This window comes from Natronobeatus ordinarius (assembly GCF_024362485.1).
Classification (GTDB): domain Archaea; phylum Halobacteriota; class Halobacteria; order Halobacteriales; family Natrialbaceae; genus Natronobeatus; species Natronobeatus ordinarius.
The window spans coordinates 2,108,317-2,120,963 of record NZ_CP101456.1 but is presented as its reverse complement, the minus strand read 5'-3'; the positions used below and the strand labels follow the sequence as shown (position 1 = coordinate 2,120,963).

Below are 12,647 nucleotides of genomic sequence, written 5' to 3'. Positions count from 1 at the left end.
TTGGCTTTTCCGACGTGATTTGCAGGGTCGTCTCGCGACACCCGGGCCCAACTTTTGATCTTCAGTTGAGGAGACGATCAGGAACAATTAACCGTGAGGAACTGAGACTGAGAGCTATGGTAGACTGGCTCGTCCTCGTGCTCCTGTTTTTCGCCGCTGGCGCATCGTTCTGGTACGTTCGGACGGACGGCACGCGACGGTGAGCCATCCCGACGGGACGTCTTCCAGCCGACGCCGGTGGCGGTACTAGATCAGCTCGAAGACCTCCTCGAGCACGGCCGAATCGACGAAGACGACGAGGTGATCGCCCGACCGGATGGTCGTCGTCCCGCGCGGGGTCACGAGGTCGCCCCCGCGCGAGATCGCCCCGATGACGACGCCGTCGGGGAGGTCGGCCATCGCGTCGACGATCTCCCGGCCGGCGAGGACACTGTTCGGCCCGACTTCGATCTCGATGACCTCGGCACGGTCGTGCTCGAGCATCGCGATCTTCTCGGTGTAGTCGGCCCGGGTAAAGCGGACGATCTCCTCGGCGGTCTCCTCGCGCGGGTTGATCGCGACGTCGACGCCGACGGTCTCGAAGAGGTCGGCGAACTCGAGGTTCTCGATCACGGCGACGGTCCGGTCGACGCCGAGGCGTCGCGAGAGCAGCGAGACTAACAGATTTTTCTCGTCGCTCTCGAGGGCGGCGATCACGACGTCGGCCTCGTCGACGTGTTCGCGGGCGAGGAAGTCGACGTCGGTGGCGTCGCTCTCCATCACCAGCGTGTTCGGCAGCGCCTCGGCCAGCTCGCGGGCACGGTCGCGGTCTTGTTCGATCAGCCGTGGTCGAAAGCCGTGTTCTTCGAAGAGTCGGGCGGTCTGGTAGCCGATCTCGCTGCCGCCGACGATGACGATCTCCTCGGTGCCGTCGTGGTCGTCGGCGCTGACTTCGTCGGCGAACGTCGCGACGGAGTCCGGGCTGCCGATGACGACCACCCGATCGGACGGACAGATCTCGGTATCACCCTGGGCGACGAACATCTCGTCGTCCCGAAAGACCGCCGCGAACGTCATCGAGTCGTAGCAGTCGGCCTCGCTGACGGTGCGACCGGCGACGGCGCTGTCGGGATCGATCTCGAACTCCGCCATCCGGACGAGCCCGCCGGCGAACATGTTGACGTCGGTCGCGCCGGGCAGCCCCGAGATCCGAAAGATCGTCTGGGCGGTCAGCAGGTCCGTACAGACCATAAAGTCCACACCGAAGGCGCCCTGGGAGCCCTGCCAGGTCTCGAGCAACGTGCGTCGCCTGACCCGGGCGATCGTGAACGCCTCGCTCTCGGTCTCGACCGTCCCGCAGACGACGGCGTTGACCTCGTCGTCGTCGGTGCTGGCGATCACCAGGTCGGCCCGGCCGAGCCCCGCCTCCCGGAGCGTCTCGAGTTCGGTTCCGTCGCCCTCGATCGCGAGCACGTCGAGCGTGTAGGTCAGCTCCTCGACGAGGTCGCCGTCGCGGTCGACGATGACGACCTCGTGAGAGTCCTCGAGGTTGGTCGCGATCGATCGCCCGACTTCGCCGGCGCCGACGACGATTACGTACATGCCGTCACCTCCGAGCGCATTCTGTAATTCCTTTTCCGTACAGGGGCAAATACGTTGCGAAAAACCGCTCCTCGGTTCGGACGCAGAACGCACCTTCGTAACCTACTTGGCACGGTCGCGCGCTCTCTCGAGCATGAACTTCTTCGACCGGCTCCACGACCGCATCGTCGCGGTCGACAGCGTCGTCAGCGTCGGCCTCGACCCCGACCCCGCGCGCATTCCCGACCACCTCGCAGACCACGACCTTCCGCGCTTCGCGTTCAACCGCCGGATCATCGACGCCACCCACGACCACGCCGCCGTCTTCAAGCCGAACGCCGCCTTCTACGAGGACCCCGACGGTTGGCGCGCACTCGAGGAGACCGTCGCCTACGCCCACGGCAAGGACGTCCCCGTTCTGCTCGACGCCAAGCGCGCCGACATCGGCAACACGACCCGCCAGTACGCGAAGATCCTCGAGAAAGTCGACGCGATCACGGTCAACCCCTACATGGGTCGGGACTCGCTGCAGCCGTTTCTCGCCGACGCGGAGTCGGGCGTGTTTATCCTCTGTCGGACCTCGAACCCCGGCGGGGCCGACCTGCAGGACCTCGAACTCGAGACGGGCGAACCCCTCTACAGACGCGTCGCGGCACTCGCCGACCTGTGGAACGAAAACGACAACGTCGGCCTCGTCGTCGGCGCGACCACGCCCGAGGAACTCGAGGCGGTTCGCGAGGAGGTTCCCGACCTCCCCTTCCTCGTCCCCGGCGTCGGCTCCCAGGGCGGCGACGCCGAGGCCGCCGTCGAGTTCGGCCTCGCCAACGGCGTCGGCCTCGTGAACTCCTCGCGCGGGATCATCTTCGCCGGAGACGGTGAGCAGTTCGCAGCGGCAGCCGGACAGGCCGCAAAGCGGCTGAAGACGCGGCTGAACCGCCACCGGTGAGGCTACTCCGCTCCGTCCAGTTCGAACCGCGCGTCGCCCGCCGTCGTTGGCTCGAGTCCCGCGAGCGCCCGCTCGAAGTGGTCGGCCGTGAGGGCGAGGTCCTCGAGCGTCCGGTCGCCGTCGACGTACTCCTCGACGGCCATCGTCGCCGCCTCGCGACAGATCGACTCGAGATCCGCACCGACGTAGCCCTCGGTCCGCCGGGCGAGTCGCTCGAGGTCGACGTCGTCGGCCAGCGGCTTTGCGGCGGTGTGGACCTCGAGGATCGCCGTCCGGGCGTCCTCGTCGGGGACGGGCACGTGGAGGTGGCGATCGAACCGGCCGGGCCGAAGTAACGCGTCGTCGAGGAGGTCGGGCCGGTTGGTGGTGGCGATCACGACCACGTTCTCGAGCGACTCCAGGCCGTCGAGTTCGGTCAACAGCTGGGAGACGACGCGTTCGCCGACGCCCGCATCGGCGCTCGTCCGACCGCGCTCGCCAGCGAGGGCGTCGATCTCGTCGAAGAAGACGATCGCCGGGGCGTTCTCGCGGGCCTTCGAGAAGATCTCCCGGACGCCGCGTTCGGATTCGCCGACGTACTTCTCGAGGAGTTCGGGTCCCTTGATCGAGATGAAGTTCGACTGTGACTCGTTGGCGACCGCCTTCGCCAGCAAGGTCTTGCCCGTTCCCGGTGGGCCGTAGAGCAACAGCCCCTTCGCCGGGGTGAGGTCGACACGTTCGTAGGCCTCGGGGTGCTCGAGGGGCCACTGGACGGTCTGTCGGAGGCGGTTCTCGACGTTCTCGAGGCCGCCGACGTCGTCCCAGGAGACGTCGGGCACCTCGACGAACACTTCACGGAGCGCCGAGGGTTCGATGCCCGTCAGCGCGCGCCCGAAATCGCGCTCGGTTATCTCGAGTCCGTCGGCCGGCCGGTCGCCGTCGGTTCGAACCCGCCGCAGAGCCTCCATCGCGCTCTCGCGGACGAGTCCCTCGAGGTCGGCGCCGACGAAGCCGTGAGTGCGGTCGGCGTAGCGGGCGAGGTCGACGTCGTCGGCCAGCGGGACGTCACGGGTGTGAATCTCCAGGATCTCCTCGCGGCCGTCGCGGTCGGGAACGCCGACCTCGACCTCGCGATCGAACCGGCCGGGGCGGCGCAACGCGGGGTCGAGGACGTGCTCGCGGTTGGTTGTGCCGACGACGGCGACCCCCGCCCGGCGCTCGAGGCCGTCGAGCAGCGAGAGGAGCTGGGCGACCATCCGGGACTCGGCGTCCCCGGCCGTCGCCTCGCGCGACGGGGCGATGGAGTCGACCTCGTCGACGAAGACGATCGCCGGCGCGTTCGTCTCAGCGCGCTCGAAGACTTCGCGGAGGCGTTCTTCGGACTCGCCGTAGTACTTCGAAACGACCTCGGGACCCGAAATCGTCTCGAGGTGGGCGTCGACCTCGGTCGCCACCGCCCGCGCCATGAGGGTCTTGCCGGTTCCCGGCGGCCCGTAGAGCAGGACGCCGGTGGGTGGCTCGATGCCGAGGTCGTCGAACAACGCCGGATTGGAAAGCGGCACCTCGACCAGTTCGCGCACCGCCTCGAGTTCCGCCTCGAGGCCGCCGACGTCGTCGTAGGTGACCGCAGAGCGGGAGTGACTCGAGCGGTGCCACGACTCGAGCTCTGGGGCGGGCTCATCGTCGACCGTGATCGCGGTCCACTCGCGCACGACGACGGGGCCGGACGGATCGGTCTCCGTCACCTGGATCGGCACGCGGCGACGGGAGGGGTCGGGGAGTGAGTCGTAGCCGAGGGTGACCGTGAGCACCTGCCCCTCGACGGCCGCTCGGTCGACGAGGGCGTCCCGGACGTGCAAGCCGACGTCCGCCTCGAGCGTCAGTTCCTCGGGCAGCGCGATCGTAACTCCCTCGGCGTCGGCGACGGCGACGGGATCGACGGCCACCCGATCACCGACGGCCACGGCCAGCGAACGCCGGAGGCGAGCCGTTAGCCGAACGCCACCGTCGTCGACGTCACCGGTAGCCACGGTCGCGACCGCTCGCCGTCCGTCGGCTCCCACGCTGACGTGGTCACCCGACTCGAGTCCGAGGTCGGCCATCGTCTCCGCACCGAGCACGACTACTCCCTCGGCCGTCTGTCGTCGCGCCACCGCCACCGATAGATTCATGCTATCTATGCACCTGTGTCACGTCAACCCACATGAACGCAGGGGGTCGATTCCCACCGCCGTCCGTCGCGGGCGTTCGCCTCACCTCGCTCTAAGCACCCCGACGGCCGAATCACGGCCGTGACCCCACGTCACTCCGTCGACCCGCCTTGCGACTGACTCCCGACAGCTTTGCATCTGCTCTGCACGTCGTCCCGGTGTTCACACGTTTGCCGAACCTGTCAACTTATCGTTCCAACCAGATGTGGTTGAATATTTATAAAAAGTGCTATACACTACAACGTTGGCCCCACACCACGGCATGGCTCGTGAGAGCACGTGCCACACGAAAACTCACACATGACCACACAGATCACGGACGAATCCCAGCGTCAGCTGGCCCGAACGCTCGGCATCGATCGCGTTCGGGACGGTGAGCGGCTGACGCTGGCACACGTACGCGAATCGATCGAGGAAGAGACCGATCCGGCGTTCGCTTCGATGGGCGAATCGATTCGGCACGACCTCTCGGGGAAGCTCGACGCGTCGTTGCTCGAAGCGGAACTCGAGAACCTCGCGATCCAGCTCGAGCGGTTACCCGAGGTCCGGGAAGCGGGCATTCCGGCGGGGGAGGACGAACCCGAGCGGCTGTATCGTGAGGTCGTCGAGCCGGGCTGGCGCATCTACGATCACCTCGTCGAGGTGGGCTTCTTCGAGAGTGCAGAGGAGAACCTGCCGCGATTCTCGCCGGAACACATCGAACACACCGCTCACGAACTGATTCGGACGGCGCAACTCACCGACGAACTCGCCGACCTCGGGTTCGACGAGCGAGAGCGGCTCGCACTCGTGATGAACGTCGTGAACAACAACGACCGGCTCGCACGGTGGGTGCCGACGAAAGAGATCCCCGACGGCGTCGAGTTCGACGTCGAACACGTCCCGCCGTTACACCAGCGGGCTGCCGGCGGCGTCTTGCTGTGGATCAACGCCCTCGACGTACACTACTGGCAGAAGAAGTACTTGCTCACCGACGAGATCTTAGACGACGGCTACCGGGACGCCAAAGCGATGCTCGCCGGGGTGTATCTGCTGTCCCGGGCGGCACTCGACGTCGCCGACGACGGGCCGCTTTCTGACGCGCAGTTGACCGCCGCGCTGACCGCGGGGGCGGCGATCGCGATCGTGAATCAGGAGGAGATCTGTAAGGACGCCTTCTGGATCACCGAGGAGATGCGGGCGCCGTCTCCCGCACGGTGACGTCCAGCCATCGAACCGATCTTCGAACACCAGCGGATCGACCACCGACCGACTACCAACCGACCACGAGACACCAACCATGGGAATCGAAGAAGACAGGGCCGTTCAGGCCGCACAGGACACGATCGTACGAGAAACTGACCAGGGCTATCGGGTGCTCGGCTCTCCGGAGGAGTCGATCACCCACCAGCACGACGTCGACCGAATTCCGAGATTCGACGTCACCGAGGAGATGCTCCTCGAGTCCGGCGAGAATCCGGAGGCGTGGCTGACCTACGGCGGCAACTACGAACAGCACCGCTGTACGACCGCCGACGTCATCACGCCCGACAACGTCGCCGACCTCGAACTCGAGTACGTGATGCACGTCGGCGCGGGCTCGAGCATGGAGGGAACGCCGCTGATCGTCCCCGGCGACCCGCCGGTGATGTACCAGTCGAACGGGCCGAACCACGTGAAGGCCATCGACGCCCGGGAGGGTGAGGTGCTCTGGAGTTACACCTACGCCGTCCCCTCGGACGTCGTCCTCTGCTGTGACGACAACAACCGCGGCGTCGCCGTCCTCGACGACAAGGTGTTCATGACGACGCTCGACTCGGGCGTCGTCGCGCTCGACCGCTACACCGGCGAGGAGGTGTGGTACACGAGCACGGCCGACCACGAGGCCGGCTACTCCGCGACGTGGGCACCCGTCGTCTACGACGGCAAGGTGTTCACCGGCAGCGCCGGCGGTGAGTACGGCGTCCGCGGCTTCCACACGGCCCTCGACGCCGAGACCGGCGAGGAGGTCTGGCACGTCTGGACCTCCCCCGAGGAGGAGTGGGTCGGCGACAGCATCGAGCAGTCGTGTGCGACCAACTGGATGAACGCGACGATCGACACCGAAAAGAACCGCCTCTACCTGCCGATCGGCAACCCCGGACCGGACTTCGACGGCTCCGTCCGGCCGGGGCCGAACCGCAACAGCGCGAGCACGCTCGCGCTCGATATGGAGACCGGCGAGCACCTCTGGTGTCACCAGGAGGTCGCCCACGACGTCTGGGATTACGACTCCGCCGCGCCGCGGATCCTCATTCGCGACATGGAGATCGACCACCGAGACCTGACCACCGACGTGGTCGTCTCCGCGGGCAAGACGGCGTGGGTCTACACGATGGACACCGACACGGGCGAGTTACTCGAGCGCAGCGAGCCCGGCGTCCAGCAGCTAAACATGTACAAGATGATCCCACACATCGACGAAGGTCGGCGCATGCCCTTCATGCCCGGCGCGATGGGCGGGAACGACTGGCAGCCGCCGTGTTACAACCCCGAACTCGGCCTCGCGTACTTCAAGATGAACAACTCGCCCCAGGAGGCCTGGTGGCGCTTCGAGGAGTACGAGGAGGGCAAGAAGTACTGGGGCGGCATCTTAGAGGACGAGACCGAGGCAGTCCCGGAGGACTACAACGACCACATCAGCGCCATCGTCGCGATCGACCCCGAGACGGGCAAGCGCGTCTGGCGCGACTGGATCGACAGCGACGCCTACATCTGGGGCGGCACGATGACGACCGAGACCGGCGTCGTCTTCACCGGCACCCAGAACGGCGAGTTCATCGCCTACGACGGCGAGACCGGCGAGCGCCTCTGGGAGTACGACGTCGGCGAGGTGTCGATCGCCGGCAGCCCGATGAGCTGGTACGATCCCGAGACCGAAAAGCAGCACGTCGCCATCCAGATCGGCGGCAGCGGCTGGCTCCGTCGGGGAACCGGCGGCCGCGACACGCGGCTCGCGGTCTTCTCGATGGAAGCCTGATCGACCAACCCCGATTTTTATGCCGGCGACGCCGTTACGAGCAGGTACGCTTCGTCCGATTTTCGTCGTGGGAGCCTTTGAACCGTCTCGAGTCGAAAGTCCGCCTCCTCGATGCGCTCGAGCCAGTACGTCTCGGGATCCGCGTCGATACCTGCTGGCGTGAGCGGCAACTCGAGTACGCCGAGAACCCCGTCGGGGGCGAGGACGCGGGCGAATTCCTCGAGTGCCGGCTCGATCGCCGTCGCGGGGAGGTCGTGAAGCACTCGGCAGGCCGTGACGACGTCTTGGGAGTCGTCGGCGATGGGGAGCCGGCTCGCGTCGCCCCGGACGGGCATCGCCTCGAGGCCGGCCCGGCGGGCGTTCCGTCGCGCGAGGGCGGGCGCGTTGCCGAGGATCACCCGGTCGTCGAAGACGTCCAGGCAGACGACGGCGGCCGACGCCGGAAGCTGGTCAGCGAACCCGACGAGCGAGCGTCCCGTTCCGCAGCCCACGTCGAGCAAACGGGTGCCGTCCTCGATGGTGAGTTCGTCGGCGAGGGCGACGTACTTGTACCGTTCGAGTGCCCACGGCGGCGGCGAGAGCAGCGTCCGGAGCGTCGAACCGACTCGAGCGAGGCCGAGCCCGATTGCGACGACGGCGACCGTTCGGTCCCACCGGCTGGTGCCCAGTCGCCAGCCGACCGCGCCGCTCGCCGCGACTGCCAGTGCAACGAGCAGTCGCCGCCCACGTCGCCGCCAGTGGTAGATCCCGAAGTAGTACCGCGGGGTGACGGCCCGAACGAGGCGACGACCGCCTCGATCCCGCGTGGACGGTCCACACCGGTTGCGTTCGGCGGTCACTTCACGTGCAGATCGCCCCCGCCGTTCGGTTCGGTGAACTCGAGTTCGACCTCGAGTTCACGCTCTCGGTGATTCGTGAACTCGATCTCGACCTCGATCGGCTCGCGGTACTCGAAGGGGAGTTCCCACTCCGTACTCGAGATCGTCAGCGTGGTTCCGTCGTCGATCGAGTCGGCGAGGTCGCGGAGGAACGTCGCCGTCTCCTCCCGGGAGAGGTAGACCTCCCGTTCGAAGAAGCCGTCGGTGATCACCTTGCGCTCGGTCGCCCGATCTGCGGGGAGGTTGACGTCGTTTCCCATGAGTCTGTCTGCCACGTTAGTACTAATAAATGTCTTCGAGTGGAAGCGACCGATCACGACAGGATTGTGGGTGATCGGCCACTGGTGACACGAGATCGGCCCCGGTATCGATGAATTCGCGACATTCTGTGATCAATGTTAACGCACAGCAACTACTAAACCGTCGCTCTTCGTACGGAGGGTATGGAGACGATCGAGCGTCCGACGTTCGAGTCAGCAGCCAGCAGGCGCATCTACGAGTACGTCGAGCGACACGGCACGGTGAAACGCCACGTGCTCATGGACGTCACTGCGCTGCCGTCCGAGGAGTTCCAGGCCGAACTCGAGCAGCTGAAAACGACCGGCTACCTCGAGGAGGAAGGCGGCACGCTCCAGATCGCCCTCGAGTTTGGCGCGGTCGAGGAGCACAAAACTGACGACTTTTCGTTCGTCGTCCGTCCGGGCCGCCAGGCGGACTTCGACGGCCTCATCGACACCATCCGTGACGTCACCGCAGAGGAGACGTACGTGGTCGCCGAGACCATCGCCGAGCAACTCCTCTACGAGAACGCCGTCAGCCGGCACAACACTGTCAACTCTCGACGGTTCTTCGTCGCGACGGTCGACGGCGAGGTGGTCGGCTGGACCCACCTCGACATGCCCCAGGTCGACCAAATCCAGGAAGTTGCCCAGCAGACCGTGGGCGTCCGCGAGTCCTACCGGGGCTACGGCATCGGTAGCCGGCTCCTCCAGCGCGGTCTCGAGTGGGCCGAGGCCAACGGCTACCGGAAGGTGTACAACAGCGTCCCGATGACCAACGACCGCGCGCTCGAGTTCCTCACCGAACACGGCTGGGACACCGAGGCCATCCGCCGGGACCACTACACGATCGACGGCGAGTACGTCGACGAAGTGATGATGGCCTACCACTTCTGACTCTTCCGACAGCGACGAACGCCGTTCGACGGACGACGTCGGCTCCGGCTCAGTTCAGGGTCGCCCGCCTGAATCGGAGGTAGCCGATTCCAAGCGGCACGGCGATCCAGAGCCCGACGATCACCCAGGCGAACCAGTTCTCGAGGTAGAACGGGGCCTCCCCGGCGACCCGGCCCGCTGCAGTGAGGTCGAAGTCACCCGCACCGGCGAAGTCGACGAGCGTGAGGGCGATTGCGCCGAGCGCCTCGCCCGGGCTGAGTCGCTCGAGGAGGAGGTACCAGGCCGGGAGGCCGTCGAAGCCGGGCAGTTCGTTCTCGAGCACCCAGTAGAGTGTCATCGGGACGGTGGCCCAGAGCATGTCGAAGACGGCATAGACGGTGATGACGAGGCCGAGCGCCTTCGCACGGGTTCGCACGCTGGCGGAGATGCCGACGGCGATCGCGACGTACACCAGGCCCATGACGAGCGAGAAGAGAAAGAGACCGACGTAGTCGAGCACGTCGAAGCCCTCGTACAGGACGGCGATGACGAGTGCACCGACGACGAAGCCGATCGCCGTCGGCACGGCGACGACGCCCGCCCGCCCGAGTACCTTGCCGACGAGGACGTCCCGGCGGGTGTTCGGCAGGCCGAGCAGGAAGCGAATCGTTCCCGACTCGCGTTCGCCGACGATCGAGCGGTAGCCGACGACCAGCCCGATGATCGGGATCAGGAAGCCGATCGGCGAGTACAGAAACGCCAGCCCCTCCTCGAACGCTGGCGTCGTCCCGCTCTCGGCGAGCAGGTACGGAATCGTCGAGAGCCCGGCGACGAGCAGGATCAGTAGCCCGGTCAACGCCCACAGCAACAGCGAGCGGCTGGCGTCCTCGAAGTCCTTGCGGGCGACGTGGACCCAGCTCATGCGTCCACCTCCGGCCGCGGGTCGGTCGGCTCCGACCGGCTCCGATCGCCGGTCGTCAGCGCCGCGAACAGGTCCTCGAGCGACGCCTCTTTCGAGGTGAAGTCCTGGATGTCCGCCCCGGCCTCCTCGATGGCGGTGACCACAGCGGCTTTGCGTCTCGAATCCTCGAGGACGGCGACGACGTCGGAGCCGTCCGCGAACACCTCCGAGATGCCCTCGAGACTGCGGACCGCCGAGAGCACAGACTCGTCGACGGCGTCGACGGTGACCACGAGTCTGGAGTCGGCGTCGAACTGGGCTTTCAGCCCCTCGATCGTGTCCTCGGCGACGAGTCGGCCCTCGCGCATGATCCCGACGCGGTCACACACCGCCTCGACCTGCTCCATGATGTGACTCGAGAAAAAGACCGTCGCGCCGCGGTCGACCTCCTCGAGGACGATTCGTCGCATCTCGCGAGCCCCGTTCGGATCGAGACCGCTCGAGGGTTCGTCGAGGATCAACAGGTCGGGCTCGCCAGCCAGTGCCATCGCGAGCGCCAGGCGCTGGGCCATCCCGGTCGAGAAGCCGCCGGCTTTGCGATCGGCGGCATCCGAGAGTCCGACGCGCTCGAGCAACTCGTTCGGGTCATCGTCGGCGCCTTTCGTGTCGATCGCGAACTGGACGTGCTTGCGGGCGGTCAGTCGGTCGTAGACGTCGAAGTCCTCGGGAAGGACGCCGGTCGACTGCCGTACGGCGAGCGACTCCGTCTCGACGTCGTGGCCGAGGACGGTTCCCGACCCCGACGTGGGCGCCACGAAGCCGAGAAGCACGTTGATCGTCGTCGACTTGCCGGCCCCGTTCGGGCCGAGGAAGCCGTACACCTCACCCCGTTGGACCTCGAGGTCGAGCCCGTCGATGGCGGTGACGTCGCCGAAGCGTCGATCGAGGTTTCGTGTTTGGATTGCAGCCATTACTGGACAGTTGGATAATAAATAGATAAAAGGACGGCAGACTTATCACATCGAGAAGTGCCGTGGCTGATCGGTCGACGTTACCCATGCGATGGTGATCGGCGAGCGAAGGCGCTAGATGACCGCCTTTACCCAGTCTGCGGTGACGAACTTGTACCGACACCCCTCACAGAGCGCCAGTTCGACGACCTCGCCCGTCGACAGGTGGAGGTGATACCGCCGGATTGGGAGGTTCGCTCCACAGTTGGTACACGTCATGGGACGCCGGACTCCGGTAGCAACTACACGAACGAGTGGTATAAAACGGACCACTCCTGGGACGGCTTCCGGCCGTGAACGACCCCAAAATCGGACACACGTCGTTGGACCGATATCAGCTTCGGGGATCGACGTCCGGCCCCGGATACGTCCCTCCCTCGAGCGCCTCGTAGAGGCTTTCAGCGTCGAACAGGCGGGCGAACGCGTCGGGCGTCCGGACGCTGATCGAGATTCGCGGCTGGAGGGATAGCCCCGCCTCCGCAGACCGAAGCCCATCGTCGTACGAGAGCAGGTGCGCCGCCCCGGCCCGATAGGCGGAGGCGAGCGCGGGGTGATCAGCCTCGGGGTGGTCGACGGCGACGCGCTCTCGCTCGAGTCGCGCTCGGTGGTCGGCGGCGAGGTCGGGATCGGCGAAGCCCGCGACGAGCGCCTCGGTTTCCTCGAGGAGGGGGTCGCTGGCGACGAGTTCGACCCAGGAGTGGCGCCGGACGTGATCGAGCGCCTCGCGGGCGTCGCCGTCGACGAGCAGGTCCGCGGCGAGGACATCGGCGTCGGCCACCACCCGGGCGGGGTTGGGGCGCTCAGGCATCGTCGACGTCCCCTCTGGCCTCATCGTCGACACCTCGTTCGTCTCCGTCGGTCCCTCGTCCAGCATCGGCGTCGTCGGCCGATCGTCGTCGCTCGAGTGCCTCGCAGATCGCCGACTGCGAGACGTCGTGTGTCTCGGCTCGATCGAACAGCACCTTCCACGTACTCATCGAGGAACGGTTCGGCCGTGGAGGTGAAAAATCG

At 66.5% G+C, this 12,647-nt stretch carries 13 protein-coding genes; 4 read left to right on the top strand and 9 right to left on the bottom strand.

Annotated features, from left to right (window positions below):
- Positions 1-246 precede the first annotated feature (246 nt).
- Positions 247-1,581: a Trk system potassium transporter TrkA gene (gene trkA, locus NMQ09_RS10920; RefSeq protein WP_255190613.1), complete on the bottom strand. Its 1,335-nt coding sequence runs from the start codon at positions 1,579-1,581 to the stop codon at positions 247-249.
- Between the two features lie 133 nt (positions 1,582-1,714).
- On the opposite strand from trkA, the gene pyrF reads away from it, so the two are divergent.
- Positions 1,715-2,506, top strand: coding sequence for an orotidine-5'-phosphate decarboxylase (gene pyrF, locus NMQ09_RS10915; RefSeq protein WP_255190612.1), 792 nt, complete (start codon positions 1,715-1,717; stop codon positions 2,504-2,506).
- Positions 2,507-2,508: 2 nt separating this feature from the next.
- On the opposite strand, the gene NMQ09_RS10910 is transcribed toward pyrF, so the two are convergent.
- On the bottom strand, positions 2,509-4,656 hold the full coding sequence (locus tag NMQ09_RS10910; protein WP_255190611.1) for a CDC48 family AAA ATPase: 2,148 nt from the start codon (positions 4,654-4,656) through the stop codon (positions 2,509-2,511).
- Positions 4,657-4,995: 339 nt separating this feature from the next.
- On the opposite strand from NMQ09_RS10910, the gene NMQ09_RS10905 reads away from it, so the two are divergent.
- On the top strand, positions 4,996-5,895 hold the full coding sequence (locus tag NMQ09_RS10905) for a hypothetical protein (protein ID WP_255190610.1): 900 nt from the start codon (positions 4,996-4,998) through the stop codon (positions 5,893-5,895).
- 79 nt (positions 5,896-5,974) lie between these two features.
- Entirely contained in the window at positions 5,975-7,693 is a 1,719-nt protein-coding gene (locus NMQ09_RS10900; RefSeq protein ID WP_255190609.1) for a pyrroloquinoline quinone-dependent dehydrogenase, read from the top strand.
- A 17-nt stretch (positions 7,694-7,710) separates the two neighbouring features.
- Here the strand turns inward: NMQ09_RS10900 and NMQ09_RS10895 are convergent, their stop codons facing one another.
- Positions 7,711-8,532 (bottom strand): class I SAM-dependent methyltransferase, encoded by an 822-nt coding sequence (locus NMQ09_RS10895; protein ID WP_255190608.1) that lies wholly within the window; start codon positions 8,530-8,532, stop codon positions 7,711-7,713.
- Positions 8,529-8,831 (bottom strand): amphi-Trp domain-containing protein, encoded by a 303-nt coding sequence (locus NMQ09_RS10890; RefSeq protein ID WP_255190607.1) that lies wholly within the window; start codon positions 8,829-8,831, stop codon positions 8,529-8,531. The genes NMQ09_RS10895 and NMQ09_RS10890 overlap by 4 nt, the downstream gene beginning before the upstream one ends.
- Positions 8,832-9,014: 183 nt before the next feature.
- Here NMQ09_RS10890 and NMQ09_RS10885 point away from each other — a divergent pair, with 183 nt between their 5' ends.
- Positions 9,015-9,746, top strand: a complete 732-nt coding sequence (locus NMQ09_RS10885; RefSeq protein WP_255190606.1) for a GNAT family N-acetyltransferase — start codon at positions 9,015-9,017, stop codon at positions 9,744-9,746.
- Positions 9,747-9,795: 49 nt separating this feature from the next.
- Here the strand turns inward: NMQ09_RS10885 and NMQ09_RS10880 are convergent, their stop codons facing one another.
- From NMQ09_RS10880 to NMQ09_RS10860, 5 genes are all read right to left on the bottom strand, one after another.
- On the bottom strand, positions 9,796-10,647 hold the full coding sequence (locus tag NMQ09_RS10880) for an ABC transporter permease subunit (RefSeq protein WP_255190605.1): 852 nt from the start codon (positions 10,645-10,647) through the stop codon (positions 9,796-9,798).
- Positions 10,644-11,597: an ABC transporter ATP-binding protein gene (locus NMQ09_RS10875; protein WP_255190604.1), complete on the bottom strand. Its 954-nt coding sequence runs from the start codon at positions 11,595-11,597 to the stop codon at positions 10,644-10,646. The genes NMQ09_RS10880 and NMQ09_RS10875 overlap by 4 nt, the downstream gene beginning before the upstream one ends.
- 114 nt (positions 11,598-11,711) lie before the next feature.
- Positions 11,712-11,855 carry a hypothetical protein gene (locus NMQ09_RS10870; RefSeq protein ID WP_255190603.1) on the bottom strand — a complete coding sequence of 48 codons (144 nt, stop codon included), beginning with the start codon at positions 11,853-11,855 and terminating at the stop codon, positions 11,712-11,714.
- A 115-nt stretch (positions 11,856-11,970) separates the two neighbouring features.
- Positions 11,971-12,444, bottom strand: a complete 474-nt coding sequence (locus tag NMQ09_RS10865; protein WP_255190602.1) for a DUF7384 family protein — start codon at positions 12,442-12,444, stop codon at positions 11,971-11,973.
- Complete coding sequence (locus tag NMQ09_RS10860; RefSeq protein WP_255190601.1) at positions 12,437-12,613, bottom strand: hypothetical protein; 177 nt, start codon at positions 12,611-12,613, stop codon at positions 12,437-12,439. The genes NMQ09_RS10865 and NMQ09_RS10860 overlap by 8 nt, the downstream gene beginning before the upstream one ends.
- Between the last annotated feature and the right edge of the window lie 34 nt (positions 12,614-12,647).